General features: G+C 40.0%; 30 protein-coding genes. 15 read left to right on the top strand and 15 right to left on the bottom strand.

The features are described from left to right. Positions 1–57: 57 nt before the first annotated feature. Positions 58–237 carry a hypothetical protein gene (locus ICV89_RS01830; RefSeq protein WP_215309178.1) on the bottom strand — a complete coding sequence of 60 codons (180 nt, stop codon included), beginning with the start codon at positions 235–237 and terminating at the stop codon, positions 58–60. 31 nt (positions 238–268) lie between these two features. Further along, entirely contained in the window at positions 269–1,084 is an 816-nt protein-coding gene (gene pcaD, locus ICV89_RS01825; RefSeq protein WP_215309177.1) for a 3-oxoadipate enol-lactonase, read from the bottom strand. Between the two features lie 114 nt (positions 1,085–1,198). Here pcaD and ICV89_RS01820 point away from each other — a divergent pair, with 114 nt between their 5' ends. From ICV89_RS01820 to ICV89_RS01795, 6 genes are all read left to right on the top strand, one after another. After that, positions 1,199–2,209 (top strand): tripartite tricarboxylate transporter substrate binding protein, encoded by a 1,011-nt coding sequence (locus tag ICV89_RS01820; protein ID WP_215309175.1) that lies wholly within the window; start codon positions 1,199–1,201, stop codon positions 2,207–2,209. Between the two features lie 15 nt (positions 2,210–2,224). After that, positions 2,225–3,133, top strand: coding sequence for an amidohydrolase family protein (locus ICV89_RS01815; protein WP_215309173.1), 909 nt, complete (start codon positions 2,225–2,227; stop codon positions 3,131–3,133). A gap of 27 nt (positions 3,134–3,160) precedes the next feature. Next, positions 3,161–3,388, top strand: a complete 228-nt coding sequence (locus tag ICV89_RS01810; protein ID WP_215309172.1) for a hypothetical protein — start codon at positions 3,161–3,163, stop codon at positions 3,386–3,388. A 27-nt stretch (positions 3,389–3,415) separates the two neighbouring features. Beyond that, the gene (locus ICV89_RS01805) at positions 3,416–3,787 is read left to right on the top strand and encodes a hypothetical protein (protein WP_215309170.1); all 372 of its coding nucleotides are present in this window, start codon (positions 3,416–3,418) and stop codon (positions 3,785–3,787) included. Positions 3,788–3,870: 83 nt separating this feature from the next. Continuing rightward, positions 3,871–4,101: a hypothetical protein gene (locus tag ICV89_RS01800; protein WP_215309168.1), complete on the top strand. Its 231-nt coding sequence runs from the start codon at positions 3,871–3,873 to the stop codon at positions 4,099–4,101. After that, positions 4,101–4,466 carry a type II toxin-antitoxin system death-on-curing family toxin gene (locus ICV89_RS01795; protein WP_251370879.1) on the top strand — a complete coding sequence of 122 codons (366 nt, stop codon included), beginning with the start codon at positions 4,101–4,103 and terminating at the stop codon, positions 4,464–4,466. The genes ICV89_RS01800 and ICV89_RS01795 overlap by 1 nt, the downstream gene beginning before the upstream one ends. A gap of 8 nt (positions 4,467–4,474) precedes the next feature. Here ICV89_RS01795 and ICV89_RS01790 read toward each other — a convergent pair whose 3' ends face one another. Then, positions 4,475–4,720: a hypothetical protein gene (locus ICV89_RS01790; protein ID WP_215309166.1), complete on the bottom strand. Its 246-nt coding sequence runs from the start codon at positions 4,718–4,720 to the stop codon at positions 4,475–4,477. 351 nt (positions 4,721–5,071) lie between these two features. Between ICV89_RS01790 and ICV89_RS01785 the strand changes: the two genes are divergently transcribed. After that, entirely contained in the window at positions 5,072–5,569 is a 498-nt protein-coding gene (locus ICV89_RS01785; protein ID WP_215309164.1) for a (2Fe-2S)-binding protein, read from the top strand. A 10-nt stretch (positions 5,570–5,579) separates the two neighbouring features. Next, positions 5,580–7,808, top strand: coding sequence for a xanthine dehydrogenase family protein molybdopterin-binding subunit (locus ICV89_RS01780; protein ID WP_215309162.1), 2,229 nt, complete (start codon positions 5,580–5,582; stop codon positions 7,806–7,808). A 121-nt stretch (positions 7,809–7,929) separates the two neighbouring features. Here ICV89_RS01780 and ICV89_RS01775 read toward each other — a convergent pair whose 3' ends face one another. Then, positions 7,930–9,201, bottom strand: coding sequence for a serine hydrolase (locus tag ICV89_RS01775; protein WP_215309160.1), 1,272 nt, complete (start codon positions 9,199–9,201; stop codon positions 7,930–7,932). Between the two features lie 176 nt (positions 9,202–9,377). Here ICV89_RS01775 and ICV89_RS01770 point away from each other — a divergent pair, with 176 nt between their 5' ends. From ICV89_RS01770 to cobA, 3 genes are read left to right on the top strand one after another with little or no spacing between them, the layout of a single operon-like run. After that, positions 9,378–11,093: a nitrite/sulfite reductase gene (locus tag ICV89_RS01770; protein WP_215309158.1), complete on the top strand. Its 1,716-nt coding sequence runs from the start codon at positions 9,378–9,380 to the stop codon at positions 11,091–11,093. Between the two features lie 2 nt (positions 11,094–11,095). Next, the gene (locus tag ICV89_RS01765) at positions 11,096–11,656 is read left to right on the top strand and encodes a DUF934 domain-containing protein (protein ID WP_215309156.1); all 561 of its coding nucleotides are present in this window, start codon (positions 11,096–11,098) and stop codon (positions 11,654–11,656) included. 6 nt (positions 11,657–11,662) lie between these two features. Continuing rightward, a complete protein-coding gene (gene cobA, locus ICV89_RS01760) occupies positions 11,663–12,523 on the top strand; it encodes a uroporphyrinogen-III C-methyltransferase (protein WP_215309154.1) in 861 nt (286 codons plus the stop codon). Here cobA and ICV89_RS01755 read toward each other — a convergent pair. After that, positions 12,446–12,808, bottom strand: a complete 363-nt coding sequence (locus tag ICV89_RS01755; RefSeq protein WP_215309152.1) for a sirohydrochlorin chelatase — start codon at positions 12,806–12,808, stop codon at positions 12,446–12,448. The two genes, cobA and ICV89_RS01755, sit on opposite strands and share 78 nt — an antisense overlap. A 192-nt stretch (positions 12,809–13,000) precedes the next feature. On the opposite strand from ICV89_RS01755, the gene ICV89_RS01750 reads away from it, so the two are divergent. From ICV89_RS01750 to ICV89_RS01735, 4 genes are all read left to right on the top strand, one after another. Further along, positions 13,001–13,300 carry a hypothetical protein gene (locus ICV89_RS01750; RefSeq protein WP_215309150.1) on the top strand — a complete coding sequence of 100 codons (300 nt, stop codon included), beginning with the start codon at positions 13,001–13,003 and terminating at the stop codon, positions 13,298–13,300. A 284-nt stretch (positions 13,301–13,584) separates the two neighbouring features. Further along, positions 13,585–13,980 (top strand): hypothetical protein, encoded by a 396-nt coding sequence (locus tag ICV89_RS01745; RefSeq protein ID WP_251370878.1) that lies wholly within the window; start codon positions 13,585–13,587, stop codon positions 13,978–13,980. A 344-nt stretch (positions 13,981–14,324) separates the two neighbouring features. Continuing rightward, complete coding sequence (locus tag ICV89_RS01740) at positions 14,325–15,218, top strand: glycosyltransferase (RefSeq protein WP_215309146.1); 894 nt, start codon at positions 14,325–14,327, stop codon at positions 15,216–15,218. Between the two features lies 1 nt (position 15,219). Then, the gene (locus ICV89_RS01735; RefSeq protein WP_215309143.1) at positions 15,220–15,945 is read left to right on the top strand and encodes a hypothetical protein; all 726 of its coding nucleotides are present in this window, start codon (positions 15,220–15,222) and stop codon (positions 15,943–15,945) included. On the opposite strand, the gene ICV89_RS01730 is transcribed toward ICV89_RS01735, so the two are convergent. The 10 genes from ICV89_RS01730 to rfbG all read right to left on the bottom strand — a co-directional run bounded on the left by ICV89_RS01730 (position 15,929) and on the right by rfbG (position 25,391). Then, positions 15,929–16,906: an NAD(P)-dependent oxidoreductase gene (locus ICV89_RS01730; RefSeq protein WP_215309141.1), complete on the bottom strand. Its 978-nt coding sequence runs from the start codon at positions 16,904–16,906 to the stop codon at positions 15,929–15,931. The genes ICV89_RS01735 and ICV89_RS01730 overlap by 17 nt on opposite strands. A 30-nt stretch (positions 16,907–16,936) precedes the next feature. Continuing rightward, positions 16,937–18,031 carry a glycosyltransferase gene (locus tag ICV89_RS01725; RefSeq protein ID WP_215309139.1) on the bottom strand — a complete coding sequence of 365 codons (1,095 nt, stop codon included), beginning with the start codon at positions 18,029–18,031 and terminating at the stop codon, positions 16,937–16,939. Positions 18,032–18,117: 86 nt separating this feature from the next. Then, positions 18,118–19,134 carry a hypothetical protein gene (locus tag ICV89_RS01720; protein WP_215309137.1) on the bottom strand — a complete coding sequence of 339 codons (1,017 nt, stop codon included), beginning with the start codon at positions 19,132–19,134 and terminating at the stop codon, positions 18,118–18,120. Further along, the gene (locus ICV89_RS01715) at positions 19,124–20,218 is read right to left on the bottom strand and encodes a glycosyltransferase family 1 protein (RefSeq protein ID WP_215309135.1); all 1,095 of its coding nucleotides are present in this window, start codon (positions 20,216–20,218) and stop codon (positions 19,124–19,126) included. Before ICV89_RS01715 ends, ICV89_RS01720 begins: the two co-directional genes overlap by 11 nt. After that, positions 20,215–21,342 carry a hypothetical protein gene (locus ICV89_RS01710; protein ID WP_215309133.1) on the bottom strand — a complete coding sequence of 376 codons (1,128 nt, stop codon included), beginning with the start codon at positions 21,340–21,342 and terminating at the stop codon, positions 20,215–20,217. The genes ICV89_RS01715 and ICV89_RS01710 overlap by 4 nt, the downstream gene beginning before the upstream one ends. A gap of 5 nt (positions 21,343–21,347) precedes the next feature. After that, the gene (locus tag ICV89_RS01705; RefSeq protein ID WP_215309131.1) at positions 21,348–22,223 is read right to left on the bottom strand and encodes a glycosyltransferase; all 876 of its coding nucleotides are present in this window, start codon (positions 22,221–22,223) and stop codon (positions 21,348–21,350) included. Next, entirely contained in the window at positions 22,210–23,142 is a 933-nt protein-coding gene (locus ICV89_RS01700) for an NAD(P)-dependent oxidoreductase (protein ID WP_215309129.1), read from the bottom strand. The genes ICV89_RS01705 and ICV89_RS01700 overlap by 14 nt, the downstream gene beginning before the upstream one ends. Then, on the bottom strand, positions 23,130–23,897 hold the full coding sequence (gene rfbF / locus ICV89_RS01695; RefSeq protein ID WP_215309127.1) for a glucose-1-phosphate cytidylyltransferase: 768 nt from the start codon (positions 23,895–23,897) through the stop codon (positions 23,130–23,132). Before rfbF ends, ICV89_RS01700 begins: the two co-directional genes overlap by 13 nt. Beyond that, positions 23,894–24,325 carry a WxcM-like domain-containing protein gene (locus tag ICV89_RS01690; protein WP_215309125.1) on the bottom strand — a complete coding sequence of 144 codons (432 nt, stop codon included), beginning with the start codon at positions 24,323–24,325 and terminating at the stop codon, positions 23,894–23,896. Before ICV89_RS01690 ends, rfbF begins: the two co-directional genes overlap by 4 nt. Continuing rightward, positions 24,315–25,391, bottom strand: a complete 1,077-nt coding sequence (gene rfbG / locus ICV89_RS01685; RefSeq protein WP_215309123.1) for a CDP-glucose 4,6-dehydratase — start codon at positions 25,389–25,391, stop codon at positions 24,315–24,317. Before rfbG ends, ICV89_RS01690 begins: the two co-directional genes overlap by 11 nt. Positions 25,392–25,409 lie beyond the last annotated feature (18 nt).

Genomic DNA, 25,409 nt, shown 5'->3' with positions numbered 1-25,409 from the left:
GCGCTTTGGCACAGCCCTACTCTCAAAGCAATATCTCCTTACCCATCAAGCTATGTACTACTTCGACTTTGACTTAGTCTTACCCATCAAAGAGGCAAGCATAGGATTGCTACTAGCAAGCTCTTTTTTGGTTTTAGCAATGCCCTCTGCCGCACCCGGCTTTGGCGTCTTAGCGGCATTTTTCATGCGTTGTGCAGTTGCCAGGGCGAGGTTTTTATAGAGATCCGTTTTTTTCATTGGCATAGCGCTTTAATGTTTAAATACATTCCTACAAAGTGTTGTCCACTGTATCAATAAAGTCACGGACAGTGCGATTAAATTCCTCGGGCTGCTCGATGTTAGAAAGATGCGCTGCATCCTCCAGTATGACTAACTTCGAGCCATCAATCATACGATTGAGCACAATTGCTTGATCTACCGTACAGGCTGGATCCTGACGCCCTGTCAGAATCAACGTTGGGGCCTTGATTTTTAAGAGCATGGTAGTTTGCGCCATATCCCTAACAGCACTTGCACACCCTAGATAACCCTCAACCCCGGTACCCAATATCATCCCCCGCACTTTGGCAATATCTTGAGGTGCGCGCGCAATAAATGGGCCAGTAAACCAACGCTTAATAGTGCCATCCACTAAACCGGCAATACCTTCTTTGCGCGCAAGCTCAAAACGCTCTTCCCACAAACTACGAGGGGGCATTTCACTTGCTGTGTCACAGAGGGATAGAGAATAAACGCGCTCCGGAAAACGAGCACCTAGTTGCTGACCAATCATGCCGCCCATTGAGAGTCCAATGAAATGCACTTTATCAATCTTCAGGGCATCCAATAGAGCAACCGCATCATCAGCCAATTGGGGGATGCTGTAGGGTGCCGGGGTTGTTTCTGAATCGCCATGGCCCCGTTTATCAAAACGGAGGACTCGATAACGATCGCTTAATGCAGGCACATTCCAATCCCACATACTGCAATCTGACATCAGGCTATTCGCCATCATCACCACATGGCCGTCACTAGGGCCATCAAAACGATAGGCAATATCGACCCCGTTGATCTTGATGATCTGTTTTTCTAGTTTTTGGCTCATTTGTCTCTGCTTTCTAGCTGGTTCAGCAATTTTTATATATCCCATCTTGATCATGGAGATCTTGAAAGGAGCATGGTAGATTATCCAATGAAACTATAAAAATACTTAGGAGACATGATGCAAAAGATATTGCAATCCCCTCGCTCACTGAAGCGCAACTTGATGTTGAGCTTATTCATTAGCCTAGGGCTTAGCCTCAACCTGATTTCTACGGCCGCCAGCGCGCAAAGCTACCCCAATCGCACAGTAAAGATGATTGTGCCCCTGACCGCGGGTTCTGGTGCTGATATTGCTGGTCGCATTGTTGCTAAAAGCCTTTCTGAGACTTGGAAACAATCCGTCATTATTGAAAATCGTCCTGGTGCTGGTGGCCTAATCGGTACTGGCGCGGTTGTAAGTGCCGAACCGGATGGCTACACTCTTCTGGTGCAATCAGCGTCATACGCGGCCAATCCAGCCATTTATAAAAAGCTGCCTTACGACCCACTCAAAAGCCTAGTGGATGTCGACATCCTTGGGCAAACACCTTATGTCTTAATTACCTCCGCAGATGGTCCTTATCAATCCGTTCGTGATTTAGTTATTGCGGCCAAGTCAAAGCCTGGCGAGATTACTTTTGCATCTGCAGGCGTTGGTAGCTCAACTCACCTTGCCGCTGAATACTTTAATCAAATGATGGGCATCAAGCTCATACACGTTCCTTACAAAGGCTCACCAGAAGCTATTCAAGATACGATGGCTGGACGCACCGCTTTTTATATGGCACCACTCGATACCGCCATCGGACAACTCAAAGGTGGGAAAGTGAGAGCGCTTGGTGTAACTAGTAAAGCGCGTAATGCTGCCGTACCAGATATTCCGAGCATCGCTGAGTTGGGTTATGCCAACTTTGAAATTGGTTTGTGGTTTGGTGTGTGGGCACCCGCTGGTACACCAGCTGCAATTGTGAAAAAGATTAATCAAGATATTAATTTGGCGATGCAATCTCCCGAAGTGAAAACCGCTTATGAAGCCAAGGGTATCAAAGCAACTCCCATGAGCCCACAAGAGTTCGGTAAGTTTGTGCGCGAAGAAATGGCGAAGTATCAGAAGATTGCTAAAGATGCCAACATCGAGCCTCAGTAATTTATCCACAGTAAATTGAACTCAACTCACGCTGCACCACTCTGCCAAGCCCCAGATTCAGAAATTCGATCTCCAAAGATTCAATTTCCCCCTGGGGCGGTAGATTGTCATGCCCATATATGCGGGCCAGCTCTGGCGTTTCCTTATGCTGATGAGCGCATCTACACTCCGCCCGATGCTACGCTGACCCAATACGAATCTTTATTGCATGTGCTGGGTGTTGAGCGCGCCGTCTTAGTTCAGCCCAGCGTATACGGCACTGATAATCGAGCCATGCTCGCGGCACTCACCAGCAAGCCCGACAAATTTCGTGGGGTTGCAGTCATTGATCCCAAAATCTCCGATGCAGAATTAGAGGTCATGCATCATGCTGGTGTTCGTGGCATTCGTTGCAATGTTGTAGATGTTGCTGATAAAACAAAGGGTTTACCGATCGATGAATTAACTTCCATCGCTAAACGTATTAAACCTTTTGGCTGGCATTTGGAGTTACTTGCCCACGTTAATGAATACCCCGATCTCGCCACAACATTTGCAAACTTTCCAGTGGACTTGGTATTTGGGCACTTTGGCTATTCCCACTCAAGACATGGTGTGAATGACCCCGGCTTTCAAGGCTTACTAGAACTTCTACGAGAGCAAAAGGCTTGGGTCAAAATGACTGGTCCCTACCGTATTTGTGATGGGGACTTTCCTTATACAGATATGCGAGCATTCAATGATGAGGTAATTCAGGCCAACAGCAAGCGATTAATTTGGGGTAGCGATTGGCCTCACGTGATGGTCAAAAAGCAAATGCCACATGACGCTGATCTCTGCGATCTATTCGGGTCTTGGGTAACAGATCCAAACCTGAGAAAAGTAATTCTCTCGGACAATCCCTGTATGCTATACGACTATCCAGCCTTCATTGGTACTCAATAGACATTAGCAAGAAAGAATACAAACCCCATGGATAACACGCTTACTATTATTCTCGGCATTGTTGCCATGCTACTTCCGCTGGTGGTAGGTCGCCTGGTATGGAAACGCTTTGATCAATACTTTGGTCGTAATGACGAAGCTTATATGGATACCCTTGAATACTTTCTCAAGAAGCTCGGCCTCACGATCTTGGTTGCTTTTATTCTCTTGTGGATTGGCATCAGCCTTGTGTTTAGCGGTAGTGCCGCCTCCTAAATATCTCACTAATAAAGACTGCCTGCCGTGAATGATCAATTCAAAATTCTTTTCAATAAAGCGAAACTGAACTTTGCGGTACTTGCCAGTATATTGATGTTGGCAGTCCTAGGAAAGATGACCAACCCTGAGCTCACCAATCAAATTTTTCAGACTGCAGATCAATTAGTATCAGATCTGATTTTGTTATTTGTAGCTATTACGCTTGGCGCTTTTATCCCCAACTTCAAACTCGTAGTCTTCGGAGCGATTGCAGCCTTTACTGCGGCAGCAGTAGCCATTCAAACAGGTGTATTTACATACCTGACGATTGAGTACCTTTTTGCTGTTCTGATTGTGGTTCTAGGCTTCGCATCGATTGCCAATCTGTATCGACATTACAGAGAAGTTCAGTTTTAAGCCCCAATTTAGGCTATTTTTACTAATTTCTTGATTTTTCATGAAATTTCAAGAAAAATAATGAAAAATACTGGAATAAACATATGGGCACTCTTCACTTAAGCAAATTCTCCTCTCAGGCAAATCCCGAGATACTTCATACCTTGCGTCAAATTGCCGATATTGAAGGTAAAAAGTTTCATGCGGTTTTGGATGAGGCCTTTCGTGACTTCTTAAACAAAAAGGGGGTATCAACCCCCGATCGCCAAGTAATGGCAAGCTTTGCACAAAGCCTGCATGAGTTTGAGGATCTATACAAAGAGCTTGCCAAGTAATGCTCTTTATTACCATGCAAGACATCATGCTGATGCACGGTGTCTTGATTAATAGATTTGGTGGATCACAGGGCTTAAGAAACAAAGCAAGTCTTGAGGCGGCGTTAATGCGCCCTCAATCAGGCTACTACCCAGATGTTATTTCTCAGGCAGCGGCATTGTTTGAAAGCCTCATCATTAATCACCCTTTCATTGATGGCAATAAAAGAATTGCCTTTGCTGCAATGGATACTTTTTTACGCATCAATAACAAGAGACTCAATACAGATTCGATGGAAGCCTATCGTCAAATAATGCATATGTTCAAAGTGCAGGAGCTCAAGTTCGACCAAATTGATGCATGGCTCCGAACTATCTGCAAATAAAGGAATTTTCAAAGCAACTGTTCCATTCCATGCTCATCAATAAGTCGTTGCATTAATAATCTTTCCCGCTCATCAATCTCGTGGATCTCTAGGAAGCGCTTGTTTCGCTCATAAATCCCTATCGCTTCTTTATCAGTTAAAAGTATGTTGTGATCAAGCTGCCATGACAAGCTTCTTAACTGTGGATAGTCTCGTATCCTAATATGTGCCCCATCAATATTGAATTCGCCTACATCCTTATCAATTCTAGACATTGGTAGACCCAACCATAATCATGCTGCTGATTTTTTCTTCTTAATGTACGTGACATAACAAACTCCTTTTTGATAGTTATGTCATGTCGATCTCCTTGATTAGATGAATTACAAAATACTGATGACAAAATTTTAGTTCTTAGCAAAAACCATGAAATAGAAAAGGTTGGTAGCGACCCAGCAATCCCGAAGATGGCCATTGTCATAAAAAGTAAATATTAATTAGGGTATTTACTCATCAATACTAAAAAGATGATGCTGCCAAAGGGTTTATTGCGCCTTATCTAATTACAGATATGCCAAATCCTCCACAATCATTTAAAGTGATTCAAAACAGTAGAGGAGATCCTTATGCAGCTATCAGTTAATGGCAAGATTCACAATATAGATGTCGAGCCAAGCATGCCCTTGCTATGGGCCATTCGTGAAGTAGTGGGCCTTACCGGAACGAAGTATGGATGTGGTGTGGCTCAGTGTGGCGCTTGTACGGTTTATCTCAATGGTGAACCCGTGCGCTCTTGCTCATTACCAGTCTCTGCAGTAGGTACAGCCAAAATTACAACAATTGAGGCGCTTTCTAAAAACAATACGCATCCCGTGCAGCAAGCCTGGATTACTCTTGATGTTCCTCAGTGCGGTTATTGCCAATCTGGACAGGTAATGGCTGCTGCTGCTCTATTGAAGAGAATTCCAAAACCTACTGATGCTGACATAGATAGTGCCATGGGTAATCTCTGTCGCTGTGGTACCTATCAAAAGATTCGTGACGGAATTCATGTTGCCTCTGGTCAGAAGAAATTGGCAGAAGTACTGGCTCAGTACGACGCATCTCCTTCAACACGCGGCTAAGGGAATCGATATGACACTCAATACACTAGACACTCCATTAGTTAATAGCGCACGTCGCGACTTCATTATTAAAGGCACCCTAGTAGGCGGAGGCTTAATGCTAGGCGTAGGCGCTCTACCCGAGGCATTTGCTCAAGCTGGAGCTACTTATGACCCCAATACCCCAACCCGATTTGGCGATGCAGAGGTCAATGCATGGGTCAGCATTAAACCGGATGACACGGTGTTCATTCGGGTGGCTCGCTCCGAGATGGGGCAAGGCACTCGCACTGGCTTAGCTCAACTGGTCACAGAGGAGCTAGAGTGCAATTGGAGAAAGGTAAAAACACAATCAGCAACTCCAGGGCAGAGTTTGGCTCGCAAACGCGTATGGGGGGAGCATGGCACTGGCGGCAGTCGTGGTATTCGGATATCAGAAGATTATGTGCGCCGAGGCGCAGCAGCAGCACGCATCATGCTCGTACAAGCTGCCGCCAATCAGTGGAATGTTCCCGTTAGCGAATTAAAGGTAGATAAAGGTGTCATTACGCATATTCCGACTGGACGCAAGACTACCTACGGCAAAGTTGCCGAGCTAGCATCTACCCTCACTCCACCCGACCCAAAATCGATTACCTTAAAAGATCCAAGAACTTGGAAGGTTGCCGGCCAGCCTTATGCCCGATTAGATACAGCCGATAAAGTCAACGGCAGCAAGGTATATGGCATTGATCTACAACTACCTGGAATGCTTTGCGCATCAGTCAAGTCGTGCCCTGTATTTGGGGGCAAGTTAGTAAGTTATGACGAAGCCAAGATCAGTAATCTGCGCGGAGTAAAAGGCATCGTCAAAATTGATGACAGCACTCTCGCAGTGGTAGCCGATACCTGGTGGCACGCTAATACCGCACTCAATGCCTTACCGATTGTTTGGGATGAAGGAAAGGCAGCCAACACCTCACAAGATGGCATCAATAAGACATTACGAGATGGCTTGGATGAACAAGGTGATTTCTGGCAACGTAAGGTTGGTGATGCTCCTGAAGTCATTCAGTCTTCCGCTAAAAAAGTAGAGGCGATTTATTTCACACCATATAGAGCTCACGTCACGATGGAGCCTATGAATGCGACAGTCAAGATTTCTGGTGATCGCGCGGAGGCTTGGGTACCCACGCAAAATGGTGAAGGTTCTCACGCAGCCCTGTCTGAAGCAACCGGTTTACCGTTGGCCAATTGCGAAGTCTATAAACTGGATTCAGGATGTGGCTTAGGTCGGCGTGGATCAACCCAAGACTTTACGACTTATGCAGCAAAAGTAGCGCAGAAGTTTCCTGGAGTTCCAGTGAAGGTGATTTGGAGTCGTGAAGAAGATATGACGCAGGATTTTTACCATCCGATTGCGATGGCAAAAATGACGGCAGGTTTGGATTCGACTGGTAATGTCACTGGCATGCATATTAAAGTTTCAGGCCCATCAATTAATGCGAGAGCTGCGCCCCATAATATTAAAAATGGTAAAGATGAGCGTCAGTTGCAAGGTTTTTATGAGAAGGGACCAGATGCGCAATTAGGCTATACCTTCCCTAACCTACTCACTGAATATGTGATGAAAAATACGCACATACCAGTCGGTCCCTGGCGCGGCGTGAATACCAATCAAAATGGTATTTTTATGGAATGCTTTATGGATGAATGTGCCCAGGCTGCAGGCAAGGATCCAGTGCAATTTAGGCGCGCATTAATGCAAAACCATCCCAAGCATCTAGGTGTTTTAAATGCCGTAGCCAAAAAGGCAGAGTGGGATAAGCCTCTGCCAGCGGGAACGTATCGTGGTGTTGCGCAATTTATGGGGTATGCCAGCTATTCTGCTTGCGTCGCTGAAGTCGCCGTCCAAAACAATGTGGTTAAGGTCAATCGTTTAGTGTTTGCATTAGATGCTGGTCACATTGTGAATCCGTATTTAGCTCGTGAGCAAATTGAAGGGTCCGTAGCAATGGCGCTTGGAGCGATCTTTCTTCCAGAAATTACGGTTGAAAAAGGTCGCATCAAACAACAGAACTTAGATACCTATCCACTGCTGAAATTGAGCTCCACACCTAGAATCGAAACCGTACTAGTTCCAACCTATGACTTTTGGGGTGGCGTTGGCGAACCTACCATTTGCGTTGTAGGCCCGGCTGTAGCAAATGCAATTTCTGCAGCAATCGGCAGACCGGTGCGCAACTTCCCGCTATCCAAGGAGAATCTGAGCCTAGCTTAATAAGTGGCTTATCCCAAAATATTGCAGCAATACAAACCAAGCAAGTCAAAAGCCCCTCAGTTAGACATGATGTTCAACTGAGGGGCTTTTTTATTGGTGATCAGCGATCACTGGCATTAACTTACTTCTCAAGCGCTCCATAAATTAATGCATTGAGCTTCTCACGATGCACCTTACGGATCTCGCCTGGCGCAACACCCATCATGACGACTACCATCCGCTCTTTTGGATCAACAAAAAAGATGGTGCCGTAAGCGCCATTCCAAGAGTAATCCCCAACATTACCGTTATTCGCTGATAGTCCTCGCTCTGTTCTCACGGCCACTCCCAAGCCAAAGCCATAACCAACACGGGCAGGCTCAGTACCGCTCACATTATTTTTAATATCTTTATTTAAATGGTTGGCCGTCATGAATGCCACAGTTTGCGGTCCTAAGACACGCTTACCATCAATGCTGCCACCATTGAGCAACATTTGACCAAAGCGCAAATAATCGCCTGCTGTTGAGTAAGCGCATGAACCGCCACAATCAAACTTGACTTGCTTGGTATGAATGTCGACCTTTTGTGGCTTTCCTGTTAAAGGATCTAATGGCAATGGTTGGGCTAAACGCGGACGATCTTTTTCAGCTAACTGAAAGGATGTATTTGGCATACCTACTTTGCTCCACACTCGCTCTTGCAAAACACCGCCAAGAGACTTACCTGCAATTTTCTCCTCAATGATACCCAGTATATCAAGTCCAAAGCCATAATCCCAAACAGTGCCAGGTTCATATAACAATGGCGCGGCAGCCAACTTATCGATGAATTCTTCAGTCGAGAGATTGATTGCAGCGGGAGCTGAGCCAGCAGGATAAAACTGGTGAATCGGAGTTGCACCACGACCGCCATAAGTAAGACCATTGGTATGACGCATCAAATCTTGTACGGTGATGGGATTTTTTGCAAGAGTCGTAGTGAGCTTGCCATCAGCGTCTACCTGGCCGACTTTCATATTCTTAAATTGGGGTAACCAATCAGAGATTGGTGCATTCAGAGGCAGCTTTCCTTCTTCATAAAAAGTTAAGGCGCCTACTGTTGCCATTACCTTAGTCATCGATGCCAAATTAAAAATGGCATCGGTTGTCATAGGTTTTTGAGCATCTTTATCGAGATAGCCATAGGGCTTAAAAATACTCAACTTGCCATTTTTGGAAACTGCCAAAACGGCACCCGGCATTTGGTTGCTGGCAATCTGGTCTGCGAAGAAAGTATCAATACGCTTGAGGCCTTCCTGCGTAAAGCCTTGACCTGATGCTGATGGTAAGGGGGATTTACTGGTCTGCGCCAATAACAATCCAGGGGTAGCCAATATCGCAATAGCGCTACTAGCTAAGAGTAATTTTTTCATTTGTTCTCCGATATCTATTTTTTATATACAACTGAGCCATCTTAAGCTCCGAGATGGGGTAAATTAGCCCCGATGAGCTAGGATTTACCCATCCCAATCTATATATACTTTTAGTTATATAGATTCAATATTTAAGTATTTGTAGTTATGCTCATAGCCCCAGACAATACAGGGCTATGTACAAATATGACCATATTGACCAAACCCTTGTAGATCAACGGGTTATCCAATTCCGAGACCAAGTTGAACGACGCCTGAACGGCACCATTGCTGAAGAAGAATTCCGCCCTCTCCGTCTACAGAATGGTCTCTATCATCAGCGCCATGCGTATATGCTGCGCGTTGCTATTCCTTACGGCTTGCTAAGCGCCAAACAGCTTCGCACCCTAGCCTTCATTGCTGATAAATACGATCGCGGTTACGCACACTTCACAACCCGTCAAAACATTCAATTCAACTGGGTAGAGCTAGAACAGACACCGGACATCTTGGCTGAATTAGCCAAAGTAGAGATGCATGCCATCCAAACATCAGGCAACTGTATTCGCAACATTACAAGCGATGCCTTTGCAGGTGTTGCTGCAGATGAATACATCGACCCAAGGCCCATCTGTGAGTTACTCCGCCAATGGTCAACATTACACCCGGAGTTTGCACACCTGCCACGCAAATTTAAGTTTGCCATTAATGGCGCCAAAGAAGATCGTACAGTCTTGTTGTGCCATGACGTTGGTATTGAACTCAAGAAAGATCCAAATATTAATAATGGAGAATTGACTGCCGATATCTATGCTGGAGGTGGCATGGGTCGTACACCCATACTGGGATCCTTAATTAAGCAAGGCTTACCATGGCAAGTTTTACCAAGCTATTTGACTGCTCTATTGCGTGTGTATAACCGCTTTGGTAGAAGAGACAATCTCTACAAAGCTCGTATCAAGATATTAGTAAAGTCTTTAGGTCCTGAAGAGTTTGCACGTCAAGTCGAAGGTGAGTGGGCATATCTTCATAACGAAGCAAAACAGAGCAAAGATAATTTCACAAAGTATGAGTGGGAGCGTGTTGCTAAACACTTTACTAAGCCTGCATATCAACAGTTAAATACAATGAGTGATGAAGCCATTCCTGCAGCTGCTACCGAGGCTGAGAGAGGTGCTTTTACTCGCTGGCTTAAGCGTAATGTCAAGTCGCATCAAGTGCCAGGTTATGCCAGCGTAATCCTGTCTCTCAAGCCCCATGGTACTGTTGCTCCTGGCGATGCAACCAGTGCGCAGATGAATGCTATTGCAGATTTAGCTGATCAATATAGCTTTGGTGAATTACGGGTAACCCACGAACAAAACTTAGTGCTAGCTGATGTAGAGCAATCTAAACTATTGGAGCTCTGGCAAGCTGCTAAGCAACAGCATGTGGCACTACCCAACATTGGATTACTAACTGACATCATCGCTTGCCCTGGTGGCGATTTCTGTTCACTAGCCAATGCCAAATCACTCCCCATTGCTAAAGCGATTCAGGAGCGCTTTGATGATTTGGATTACCTATTTGATTTAGGTGATATTAGTCTGAATATTTCTGGATGTATTAATTCTTGTGGCCATCATCACGTTGGCAATATTGGTGTACTTGGCGTGGATAAAGATGGTGAAGAGTGGTATCAAATCACTTTGGGTGGAGAACAAGGCAATGATGCCTCTATTGGCAAAGTAATTGGGCCCTCTTTCTATGCCAATGAAATCCCAGATGTAATGACTAGCCTCATCAATGTTTACGTTGAACAACGCACTACCGATGAGCCTTTTATCGAGACATACCGCCGTCTAGGTGTGAGCCCCTTTAAAGAAGCAGCCTATAAGAACAATGGCAAGCACTCCAAAGGAGCGCTGGCTTAATCATGAATAAGCAGATTATTTACTTCCCGAAAGACGGTAAGCCCACTCTCATCATCAATAAATGGCAGGTCTGGGATGGTGAGCGTGATGCAGGTGGTATTCCGAATTTAGATCATGAATTGCATAAGGTATTAGTGCCGTTTCATTGGTGGATTACACATCACAAAAACTCCGATATCATAGACAGAGCAAATAAGGGTGAGGTTGGCGTTTGGTTTGCTGCCGATGATGACATTCTCAAGCATGCTGACATCATTGAAGAAGGCAAAAACCGCTGGCCGGTTATAGCTGCTCACTTCCCCATCTTTAGAGATGGTAGAAGTTTTAGTACTGCAGCCCTACTGAGAGAGCGATTTGCTTGGACAGGTGAAGTGAGGGCCATCGGTGATGTCTTAATTGATCAACTCTTAAAAGGTGCACGAGTCGGCTTTGATGCCTTTGAGCTTCGTCCCGATCAAAAGCTCGATATTGGGCTCAAACAGTTTGATCTCATTAGTGTCACCACTCAAAATAGCTGGCGTGATCAGCGCGCTACTACTGTAGCCCAATTAGTAGATAGATAAAATATCATGACATCAACGGCTCTCGGTAAAGTCTATTTAGTTGGCGCAGGCCCTGGCGCAGCTGATCTCATTACCGTGCGTGGCGCTAAGCTTTTGGAGAGAGCCGATATTGTTTTTCATGATGCCTTGGTAGATTCAGTAATGCTCGAGCTCTGCCCCCAAGCGATTATAGTGCCTGTGGGTAAGCGTTGCGGCAAGTTATCATCCGCGCAGCATTTCATCAACAAAAGGTTGGTTGATGCCGTACAAAAATATCCAGTGATTGTTCGCCTCAAAGGTGGCGATCCCATGATGTTCGGCAGAGCAGATGAAGAAATCCAGGCCTTAAAGCAAGCCGGAATTGCAGTGGAAGTAGTGCCAGGCATTACTGCAGCTCTAGCTGGAGCAGCTGCTATTCAGCAATCACTCACCTTAAGAGGTGTGAGTAGAAGTGTGGCCTTTGTTACTTTGGCACAAGGAACTGAAAATCTCGTTGATAACGGTAGTCAGCAGCAACTAATTCAGAACCCACAAGCCGATACCTTGGTGTATTATATGGGTCGCAAAGATGCTGTAAACATTGCCAAGCAATTGATAGAAAACGACTCACAGAAAAATAGCAGTACACCTGTGCATATCTTGGAGGCAGTGAGTACGAAGAATGAGCGTCACTGGTCTAGCACTCTTGGTGAACTAGCGATTGGTAGAGCTAATAGTTGGTTTAATAGTAAATCACCAGCATTGATTATGGTTGGCGAAGGCTTGAGAGCAAAACAACAAGCGAGTGATAACATCAATCAAGTAGAGAACTTAAAGAGCTCTAGCGCTGAAATCAATTATGGCTTGCAAAACAGCTTCATCCTCACCGACAGCAGGCGTAGCGCTTAAGCTCACCTGAGGAAACTTTTGCCGACAATCTGATAGCAGCAATGGGAAGTCATCGAGCAAATGGCCGCCTTGGCCAAAAAAGACGGGCACCACAACCACCTCTACCTCCCCAGCAACCACTAAAGTTGTAATAGCCTCTTCAAGGCTGGGCTGCATCAATTCCAAAAAAGCCAATTCCACTCGCGCGTGCGGATACTGAACTCTCCACAATGAGACTAAGCGGTCAAATGGCTCACGCCAACGACTATCACGAGCACCATGGCCAAAAAAGATGAGGTTTTTCATATTAATCTTTATAAAAATAGTGGCAATGAACTTTTAATAATTCCAATTAAACCACTTTAAAATAGACTCATAAGTAAGACTACTTGTTTACCCCTCCACATTAATGAGCAATTTCCCTTTTCACACAAAAAAGCCCAGTAATTTATACACTCTTTATCCTCTTTACTTAACCAGGCTTGGTTCATCGCCTTAATGGCTGCTGCTTTAATTGGCGCAGTTTTATCTGCAGCGCATCATACAGAGGTCATTGCCCACAAGACTGGTGAGCCATATGGCACATTGGTGCTAGCTATCAGCGTCACCATTATTGAGGTATCACTAATTATTGCAATGATGTTTGCAGGCCATGAGGGCGCTGAATTTATTGCTCACGATGCTGTCTTTGCTACCGTCATGATTGTGGTAAGTGGCGTCATTGGCATGTGTATTTTTATGGGTGGCTCAAGCATCATGAAATTTCTTTTCGCAATGAGGGGGCCAACTCTGCACTAGCAGCTCGTACCGCTTTAGCAACTTTCATTCTTGTGATGCCCATGGTGACTGTCAGCAATCTAGGGCCAGACTTCACCAAGAGTCAGCTTGCCTTTGCAGGCATCACTTCTTTTTCATTATATGGCGCTTTTATCTTTCTCCAAACAGTCAGTCACCGTGACTACTACCTTCCAAAAGCTTAGGATCAGAAAACCAATTGCGAAGCTTACGCGGATAAACCCAGCAACCCCAAGACTGTCCTGAGTGTTGCTTTACTTCTACTACCGCTTGCAATGGTGGTGAGTTTGACTGAAGCGCTTAACCCCGCCATCGAGGCTGGAGTTAAAGCCGCTAGCGCACCCAGATCATTAGTGGGTATAGCGATTGCAATGCTCGTACTGCTTTCCGAAGGCTATGCAGCTGTTAGAGCTGCCAGAGCGAATCAATTGCATAGCAGCTTGAACCTCGCCTTGGGGTCTGCTCTTGCCAGTATTGGACTAACTATCCCCACCGTGGCTGCATGTGCAATATCTTTTTATTTACCAATCAGCCTAGGAATAAGTTGGCTCAATATGACCTTGATGTATCTATCATTCTTCATTGGCGGGCTCACATTAGCAATAGGCAAAACAAACTTATTAAAAGGCGCGGTTCACGTAATAATTTTCTTCGAATACTTATTCCTAACCATAGCACCCTAGATCTACTCACAAGGACAAGAATTAATAAGAGCAGCCATGGTGAATATTAGAGCGCATTGATTTTTCAGTTAAGTTTTTTTATTTTCGAAAAGATAGGATTAATTAAGTATAATTAAGCTGGTGACTTCCCAATATTGTGTTTAATTGATATGACTATATTTCTGGCACCTTTTTTAACCTCATTGATATTGAGCTATGCAATAATTTATTGCATAGACCTACATAAACACATTTCGAGCGATTACGATCTTTCAGGGCCGCAAAAATTTCATCACGATTCTAACACGCCGAGAATTGGTGGTATTAGTATTTTCTTGGCAGTGCTAGTAGGATTATTGCTTAATATGAAACATCCTATTTATTCAGACGTAGGTGTTCTTATTGGATTGTCTACCTTACCATGCTTTGCTATTGGGCTAGCTGAAGATGTCACAAAAAAAATTGGAGTAAAGCTAAGGCTGGCGGTAACTATAATTACAGCTGTAATTGGGGTGCAACTCATTGGTATTCAAATTTCATACATCAATATTCCAGGAATAGATAATCTGCTAAGCTACTCAATCGTGGCAATACCTTTTACGGCCGTTGCCATAGCTGGGCTGTCAAATAGTTACAATCTTATTGATGGGTTTAATGGATTATCGAGTATGGTGGGAATTATCACTCTAGTCGGTTTGGGGTTCATAGGCTTTAAAGTCAACGACTACGTCATCATCTCACTTTGTTTAATTTTGTGCGGCTCAATCCTGGGATTTTTTATTTGGAATTACCCTCGAGGACTAATTTTCATGGGTGATGGCGGAGCCTATTTTATTGGCCTTTGGATTGGATTTATTACGCTTGCTTTAGTTTATAGAAATAATGTGATATCACCATGGCTAGGGGTTTTAATCAATGGATATCCAATAATGGAGACCCTTTACACAATATATCGCAGAGTCGTTATACAAGGAAAAAACCCTGGTCACGCTGATGGAATGCATTTCCACACCTTGATATTTAGACGACTTCAGAAACATAAATTAAAATCCAACAAAAAAATCACCATAAATACCAATGCAAGAACATCGCATTTCTTTTGGGTTTCAACAGGTTTGTGTGTAATGGCATCAATATTTCTATATGAATCAACAGAATTATTAATAATATGTATTATATTATTTTCAATAATTTACGTTAACATATACAGTAGAGTAATAAAATTTAAAACTCCAGCCTGGCTATATATTTTCAAATAAAATGCACACTAATGATATTAATATATTAACATTTACTAAGGTTTACCTTTCAAATAAAAATACGATTTGGAAGGTAGGGGTTTTAGGCTTTTTAATTGGACTAGCTATTAGTCTCGCAATTGGACCCAAAAGTGAATTCAAAACAACCGCCAAATTACTTGCCGATAGCGACTTGGGAGAAATTTTAAGCCCCATAAATTTAGAATTAATTAGAAGAATTAACACCAAACAATTCTATCGCAATCCTGATTTCGCAGATTTAAAAATTGGATTAGTTGATCCGCTAAATAAAATTGGAATAAAGAAAAGCGATTCAATATATGAAATTACATTAACATCAAGCAAGCCAGAATCGAACATTCAGAACATTACAACTCTGATAGACCAACTTTGCAAGAACGAGGAGCTTTTGTATCACTCTAAGAGGGCAAGTTTAGAGAAATTAAATAAAAATAATACTGATGACGATTTATTGTTTAATGCTAATTTACTGAAATTCTTTTCATCCACAAACATTCAAGAAATACATTTAAAGTTAATCAGCATAAAATCCGATGCTCACATGTTTAATTCATATAAGCCATTGGTAATGATTGATAATATTGACACCATCAATCCTAATAAATATAAAGTAATCAATGCAATAGGAACGGCATTGGGGATCTCGTTCATTTTTATTTTGATATATCTTACATTCTTAGCAATCAAAACTAACCATTCGGATTAATCCTCTTGGGCACAAATTCGGCCTGAATAGTCTTCAGTATTGCCTGATCTAATGTGAATTGAGGCCTAAAATTTAAACACTTATCGGGCCCCATAATGATTGTGTCTGAGCAAAACTTCTTCACCCTAACTTCACTAATTGGAAAGTTGATACCTGATATCTCGCTGATATTATCTAGTAGTTTACCAAGTACTAATGCTATTAATTCGGGTATATAAAATCTGAACCTCATTTTTATTCCAAAGGCTTCGTGTATTAATTTAACTAAATCGGAAACTTTCATAATCGGCTCATCGGAATAGTTATAAATATGAGTTCCGGATTTACATGCCAATGAATGTAATATAAAATCGACAAGATTACCTACGTAAGCAATGGATTTTTTATTATCGCCCTTTCCAATCATTATAAATTTATTATGATATATATGATTCATCAAGTTATATAAATTTCCTCGATTACCCTCACCAAATACAACAGTTGGCCTAATAATAGTTAATGAATTATTGGCCTCATCTAATTCTTGCCAATTTTTATAAACCTCCTCTGCACGCAATTTAGATATACCATATTCGTTAAAAGGACTTAAACGAGCACTTTCATTTAAAATTTCACTATTAAGGCCATACACTGCTACAGAACTAGTGAAGATAAGCTTTTTAATTGAATTTACGTGAAGAGCACGACAAAGATTGGTGGCACCTAGTACATTAACTTCTTCGTATAAGGAGCTAGGAGATACATTATCCGCATGCTCAGCCGCAAGATTAATAATGCAGTCAAAATCATTAATCGCTTTTTGAAGCTCATCGTAATCTCTAATGTCTACTTGAATTGTATTTAATGGATATGATTTAGAAACCACTTTATCAAAAATGGTGGGTTTATAACCACATTGTAAAAGCTTTTCAAAGAGCCTTGTTCCGATGAAACCGCTCCCCCCTAAAATACCAATTTTCACCCTAGACCCCGATGGAATAAATAAAAAAATTCAAACATCAATAAATTCAGCCATAAATAAGCTGTTGATAACTGACCAAGAATGATGTTCCTTAACAAAAATGGATCCATTCTCTCCTATTTTAGAAAATGTCTCATATTCCATAATTGCAGAAGAAATAATATCAATAAATTCTGAAGGAGTGTTCGCAATTAAAATATTATGATTTAGTATACCTCTAATATCTCCAAGGCCAAGGGGGGTAGTAACAACAGGTAACCCACACATCATTGCCTCAAGAATCTTAAATTGCATGCCTGAACCAGTAAGCATTGGTGCAATAGAAAGATGAGAAGCATTTAATTCATCATATACCGAAGGAACGCGACCTGTAACTTCAATTTTAGGGTTTTTGGACAGAATACTTATTGAGTGCGGCGGATTGCTACCTATTATCTTAAGTCTTAAATTGTAATGTTTACACTCTAATATTTTCCAGCAATTCGAATAAAACCACAAAACAGCTAATATATTAGGCTGGTAATTCATATTACCTGAAAATGTTAATATAAAATTTCCGCCTGGAGAATAAATTTTTCTTTCATGGTTGAAGTTGTATACACCAATTGGAATAACTATTACATTCTCCAATTGAGGGTTTATATAATTTTTATCGATACTAGAAACTAAAAAGCAACGATAACTTATAGTAACTGCAAAATCTTCTAATTTAATTAATCTACAATACTCAATATAAAAAAGTAATTTTAATATTAAATTTCTTGTGTTGAGAAATCTCCGATGAAAATTTAAGGCAAATGAGTCTATTAAATCTAAGAAAATTAAATATTTAAACGATTTAAAATTAAATAAAACCCTAGCAGTTACCAAGTAGACAATTGAAATATTATATTTTACTAAAAGATTTTCAATTAATTTTTTACTATTTCTTGAAGTAAAAAAGGAGCATTGAAAAGGTCTTGTGGGATCAAATGCAGAAATTAATAAATTTATAATAATTTCTGGAATCGTAATCCTCATTAAATAAATATCAATGCCCAAGTTTCTTAACTCCGCTAAATCAGAATTACTTTCCAATTTATTACCTTGAAGGATAATCAATTTAATTTTATATAACTTAGACAAATTAGATAGCCTTTGGTATGCTATTATTTGGTCGCCCTTGCCGTATTTAGAAGGAACTCTAGGGGAGACGGCTAATATATATTTCACTATTTTTTTGAAATACTATTTAAAAAATATGGGGTCAGAAGATAATACATCGGCCAAATTAGTATGGGGCCAAAGAATATAAAAACTGCCAATCCCACCATGAACTCTAGAGCATTTATTTTAATTTTAAACATTGCTAGAATAATTATGGAGGCAAATATTGATCCATGCATGGCATAAGAAATTGCACCAAATGGAGAAAAGCCTATCCCAGGAAAGGAAATAATTAGCTCCAAAGATTCTCGTAAATTAGCTAGCCGGGTTGAGCCAGTAGAAACCTCCGCTGAAAATATACTACCCATAGTATAAACATTGGAAATATAAATTGATAATCTTTCCATTAAACCTGAGAATAACGATATCAACGTTATTATCACCATTATTATTAAGTATTTATATTTTTTAAATTTTAAAATAAAGAAGTTAAAAATAATAAAGAAAAGTATATATCCAACTACACTCTTTAGGAGAAATAGCTGAATAACTACCATGCTAATTATTAGGAAATTAAATCCGTTAAGGAGAATAGAAAATAACAACATCCCACACAAAAGGGATGCAACGTAAGCTGGCTCTGGGCCCAGACCCACAACAGCACTTCTGAGCAATAACTGTTCAACCTGAGATTCCCTGGAACTAAAAAACCAATAACTTAAATTCATAGATTCGGGATATATATATTGAAATATACATATTGATAAGTGCATCAATATAAAAATGTTAAAAATCTTTGAAATCAACCTTAATTCAATTATGCACATAGTCTGAACTGCATATAGGGTTGCCAAGAGCACAGCAATTTGAATAGCATTAATTACAGATCTTGAGTCATTGAATATAATTTGATTTATTATCCCAAATAATAATATTACAAAAATAATTAGAATAATCCTCTTACTATAATTAAATAATGGAAGTGCTAATGCATAATAAGGAAAAATTTCATTTGATGATAATTTTGGATTAAGGAATATTAACGAAGTACCAATTCCAAAAATCAAGGCTCTAATTGTCAATGATTGATTTTCGCATTTCTTGCAAGACTGCATCTGCAACAGCGCTCCAGTTATATTTAGCAACATACATTAAATTCTTTTTAATATCAACCTCACTTGGCCCGTTTAAAATATCCAAAATAACATTATCTATTTCCTCATCACTAGATCCGGAAAAAAAGCTTGCATGATCTTGATATATTTCTGGTAAAGCACCCCCCTTACTTGCATATAGAATACATCCTGCAGCAAGAGCCTCAATACCTGGTATTCCAAATGACTCATAAAGCGAAGGTATAACGAAGTATTTTGAACTTTTATACATATTTATTAATTCTTCACCCGTTAAGTGCCCCATATAACTTATAGATTCAACCTCTGTCAGCCCTAATTCGCTTGCGCTTGATACTCCAATAACAATAAATTTGAGATCATTTAACCTTTTTTCAAAATTTATTACTCTTTTTAGAAATTTCTTTAAGTTTTTTTGCCTGTCAGAGCCACTAACAAATAAAACCTGATTTTCTTTTTTGGTACTCAGCTCGGGCGTAAATTTACTCAAATCAACACCGTTATAAACGACTTTTATTTTATCCTTCAACCCACAATTAAGCCTAGAAATAATGTCATTTTTAGCAAAATGAGAAACTGTAAAAATATGATCTACAAATTTGCTCGCAATCGTTACTGTTAATTTTCGATAGAGCCTTCCTAATGCACGATATACATTATTTGCTTTTAAATTTATATCGGGGCTTAAATATGAAACATCATGAATCAACATCCCTCTTTTTATAGGAGGAAAAATAAGGCTGCACGTATTTCCAGAGTGCAGAAAGTAATCTGGACAATGTAATACAACTGCTATGGGCAAGATTATTTGCTCATAAATTAACTCATTTATATTAAAAAAAACTATACGTACATTTTTATTATTTATTTTTGAATTAAGCAATACTGATGTAGACTTTTTATTGGTAAAGATAATTAATTTTTCATTGTCTTTAATACTACAGCTTAAATTAATTACAACATTAAATATAAATACACCCATGCCTCGCATCTTGAAATCTATTAACCTACCATCTATAGCTATTAATTTCATAATAATATTGTTTTATGAAATGATTTACACATTGCAATAATTGATGGATGCTTACTATTATCATTGCAAAGTGAAGTATCAAGAATTTCTAAATTACGGGGTATACCTGAGATAACCTCCCTATCATAGGATAAGTGTATGCCAGGCAAAATACTTTCCGGGGAATCATTTTTATATACCTTAAAGGTATTAAATTTTCTTGTTATTAAATTTAATACCTTTAATTTTATTTCGTAAAATTTAGCCTGCGAGTCTACTGATTCCGTTACGATACCCCCCTCCATTGAATAGATGTCTGGCATGTGGATCTGAGCAAAAATATTGTAAGAATTATGTCGAGTTGGATAGCCTGTTTTGTTGAAGAATGCTTCCCGAATTTTTGCCGGTGAATCAAATTTCATAAACAATTTTCCAAGTCCATTGACTGATGCGGTGTAGTCAATATCGAAATTATATTCACCAAAATTAGGTCTAAAAAAAATCGTGCAACCGGTTGAAATTTCAAGACTTTCTATAGCAATCCCCTTGCTAAACCTCTTAACAAGCTCCTCACCATTTAAGTATTCAAAAAGCTCTTCACCACCTATAGAGCCCATTCTAATAATTACATGATCGTCAACAGTAACTTTTTTGTTTATGAGATTTAGGCTTTGCAATACTCGGAGATTGCCGATAACCGAAAGCGCCAAGAAGGTCTTGCTATTTTTATCGTTGATTAACGCCTTTAAATCGAGATTTTCTCTCCGGCTAATTTTGCTAGGATTGGAAAATTTTTTTATAATTTGACCAGGTCGTATGGGGAAATAAGGGATGAAAATTTTTGACTCCGACATGTAGTCAGCTATATATAACTTTCTAAGTTTTTCATACCCTAATGCTCTCCATATAGGGCTATTATTTATATCCAAAATTACAGAGGCTGGCATTATTCCATGATAGCTCTTTGACAGGCCTCCGAAAGCCTTGCTGGAGATTATCGGGCTCAATCTCCAATTGGTGGATACTTTTTCAAAGTCAGCGCCAGTTGTATTACTAAGAAATATTTGGTAGTCATCTTTTTTAACATTACAACCAAGTAGAGCCCCGGCTGCACACAACCCATCTCCTATTATATTTTTCTTCATGGAAACTATTTTAATAGAAACTCTGGTGCAAGCACCTTCATATAATAATATATTTTCTTAGGACTAAATCCGACAACTTTATTTATTGAATTATAGGCTGATTTTTTATCTTGATATTTCAAATATTTATTTGCCATTATATAATTTAACTTATTATTAACATATACTCTGCTAGTATTTGGCAATTTGAAAGTATTTATCCATTGCTCATACTCAGAAATTAATAAGTCTATCCTTTTATTCGAATCATTGTCAGCATGTATTCGATATGTAGCTATTTTTTTTTGGGTACATCCAATCTTACAATTTTTTGAAATATTTAACACTAGGTCGTAATCGGCAATAATTTGATAATTTTCATTAAAAATTATTCCAAGCTCAAAAAATACTTTTCTTCTTATCAATAGTGTTAATAAACCAACTCTGTAGTTGGATATTAGCTGATTAAATATATACCCTTTCGGCAATCTGAAGTAGTATTTTGGTCTGCGTAATCCTTGAGCTTGTATATAATAGTTTCCATAAACAAGCATTACATCCTCATCCCTAAAATTTTTTATTTGGAGGGTAAGCCTATCTGGGCTCCACTTATCATCGACATCCAAAAATGCAATAAATTCTCCACATGAATGTCTTATTGCACCATTTCTAGCTTCTGTCAGGGTGGTATGTTTTTCACTCCTTATGTATTTAATTCTGCAATCAGAATAGCTTTTAATTATTTTTTTTGAGTTATCTACCGAATGATTATCCCAAAATATTAATTCCCAATTTTGATATGTTTGACTTAGAATGCTATCGACAGCCTCTGATAAATACTTTTCACCGTTATAACAATTCATAATTATTGAAACTAGTTGATTCCTACTAGGTTTTGTCATTATTTATAGAGCCCCATGTAATTTTTAGGCCTTTTTCTAGCTGAACTACAGGCAGCCAAGTTAATAATCTTTTGGATTTTGATAAATCTGGATAAAGTTGCATGTTTTCATTCTCTTTATATTCTTTTCCGCCTAATTTTATTTTTTTTATTTTGGCAATCTTAGAAATCATTTCAATAATAGTCCGAACGCTAACCGCCACTCCACTTCCTATATTGATAACTTCTCCATTCAGGGAGTTGCCACCCAAAAGAATTTTAAAAATACCAGACACCACATCATCGATATAACTAAAATCTCTTATTTGCTCTCCTTTTGTGAACTGTATTTGCTTTACTCCTCTTGCAGCACCCATGATTTGAGGTATTAGTCTATTAGACTCCTGTTCAGGCCCGTAAATCAAAAATAGCCTTGCCACCACACCAGGAAATCCCTCAGATCTATACAACATCTGAATAAAGTGTGTTGATGCAACTTTTGAGTATGCATATGGAGTGCTTGCCATCTCTCTTACAGATTCTTTTTGAGGGGCGGCAACTTTCCCATACTCATCACTACTACCTATTTGAACGAACCTTTTTAATCTAGATCTATCTAAACAACTAATAATGTTAAATAGTCCAATTAAGTGCATGTCAATTACACTTTTCCCACCATCCTTGTAATATGTATGATCAACATATCCTGATGCATTAACAACAAATTCAAACTGCACATTTCTTAATATTTCTATCTCAGCATTGTTTGTAATATCAACTTTCCAATAAATAATCCCTGGCATTTTTTTTTTCGGTGGTTGTTTATTTTTTGAAACACAATAAACTTTGGCCCCCAATTCATTGGCTCTTGCTGCTATATGACGCCCTAAATAACCAGTCCCACCAATCACAAGTATATTCAGGCCTGTTAAATCCTCCATCGGGCCCCTCCACTGTCCCACTCATCCCTTAACGCATCTAAATCTCTTTTTGTATCCATGCATTGCCAAAAACCTTGATGCCTTCTTGCAACCAATTCCCCCATTTCTGCTGCCCGCTCGAGCGGCTCTTTCTCCAAAACAGTGTCGTCACCTTGAATTAAGTCTATAAATTTTGGGTCAATAACGAAATAGCCGCCATTTATCCAGCCTTGATCAATCTGTGGCTTCTCTTTAAAGCTTCTGACAGTCCCATTTGGATCTATGGATAGCTCACCAAATCTAGCAATCGGTCTCACAGCTGAAACAGTTACTAACCTTTTATTCTCACTATGAAACTTGGCCAATTCATTGATATTTATATTTGATAATCCATCCCCATATGTCAGGAAAAATGGTTCGTTGCCCAAATAATCCTTCAATCTCTTTAATCTGCCCCCTGTCATAGAGTTCACGCCCGTATCAACAAGCGTAACCTTCCAGTCGAAACCCTTAGAATTGTGACCAATGATCTTGCCATCCTTTAATTCAATCGTAAAATCAAGGCTAGAATTCGCAAGATTTAGGAAATACTGCTTAATTAAATTTGCTTTGTAACCCAATGCTAGATAGAAATCTTTATGCCCATAATGGGCATAAAGATTCATAATATGAATCAAAATAGGAACACCGCCTATTTCCACCATTGGCTTTGGTATCAATTCAGTATATTCAGAAAGTCTAGTTCCAAATCCTCCAGCTAATATTACTGTCTTCACTCTCTTCTCCAATCAAACGAAACGGCATCCAATGGAATTCTCTCCACCTCTATTGGGTCATGAATGATATCAGCCAAATTCATTATTAGACTGCCCTTACCATTTGATATACCCTGAAAACCAAACCAAATGCCAGGGGGAACGCATAACCTTGAATAATCTTGATCCCCTATAATTAATTCCTTAAAATGAGAATTATCAGCATTGTCAAAGAATATAAACCTCACATCACCTGTTGGCACGACTAAATTTAACGTCATCCTTTTGTGACGTTTCCAGCCTTTGATTGCGTTAGCCTCAACCCAAGAAAAATATACTTCCCCAAAGCCCTTATATCCAATATCACTAGCTTTCATTCCATGCAAAACATCTCCACCATTCACTCGTAATCTTTTCAATGGGAATTTTCTAATCTCATCACACGTCATTTTTTATTCTCTTCATATATGAGTTAATTTGACCCAAAGAATATTCAGCTATATCACCTTTATTTTCATAATAATTTTTATACCATTCCACGGTCATTTCAACAGTATCGGTAAATTTTAATAGTGATTTCCAACCTAAAAGGTTTAGCGCCTTGTCACAATTTAACTTAAGTAAGCCAGCCTCTTTAAACGACTTAGTTAATTTGGATGCATCCTTCCAATCCGTACCAGGCCACCTAAGTGACAGAGCGCCAACTAACTCAGCTACTGAGCGATTTTGTTCGGAATTAGGCCCAAAATTAAATGCCTCGCCATGAAGTAATTGGCAATCATTTAAATTTTTCGCTAACAACAAATATCCGCCAAGCGGTTCCAATACATGCTGCCAAGGCCTTGTAGACAGCGGATTTCTCAACTCTACTACTTCCCCAGATCCCCATGATCTCATGCAGTCTGGGACTATACGACTTTCCGCCCAATCACCTCCACCAATTACATTTCCCGCCCTAACAGTAGCTAGACGAACTGGCCCGCAATTAGGAAGTAAGCTAGCAACATAAGAATGTATTACAAGTTCTGCCGCACCTTTTGACGCACTGTAAGGATCCTCCCCTCCCAATCTATCATTTTCTCTGTAGCCCCAAACCCATTCAACATTCTCATAACATTTATCACTTGTAACCATAACGACATTACATGGATGATCAATAAATCTTACTGCCTCAAGAATGTTAATGGATCCAATAACATTAGTCTGGAATGTTTCCAGAGGATTTTGATATGATTTATTAACGAGTGATTGAGCCGCTAAATGAAATATAAATTGAGGCTTAATCTCTTTAATAACTTTAGATATCTCAAGGGGGTTTGAGATATCATAGAAATGGTTGGTAATCGAATAGCTTCCTTGAGTGATACCAAAGTGGGATGGAAATGATATTGGATCTGGGAGTGAAATGCCGTGAACATCCGCACCCAAATGACTTAACCATAGCGACAACCAACTACCCTTAAACCCCGTATGCCCAGTAATAAGCACAACTTTGTTTGCAAAAGTATTTTTCAATTAATTTGCCTTAATTTA

This window comes from Polynucleobacter sp. Adler-ghost (genome assembly GCF_018688495.1).
Classification (GTDB): Bacteria; Pseudomonadota; Gammaproteobacteria; order Burkholderiales; family Burkholderiaceae; genus Polynucleobacter.
This window is presented reverse-complemented; position numbering and strand designations above follow the sequence as displayed.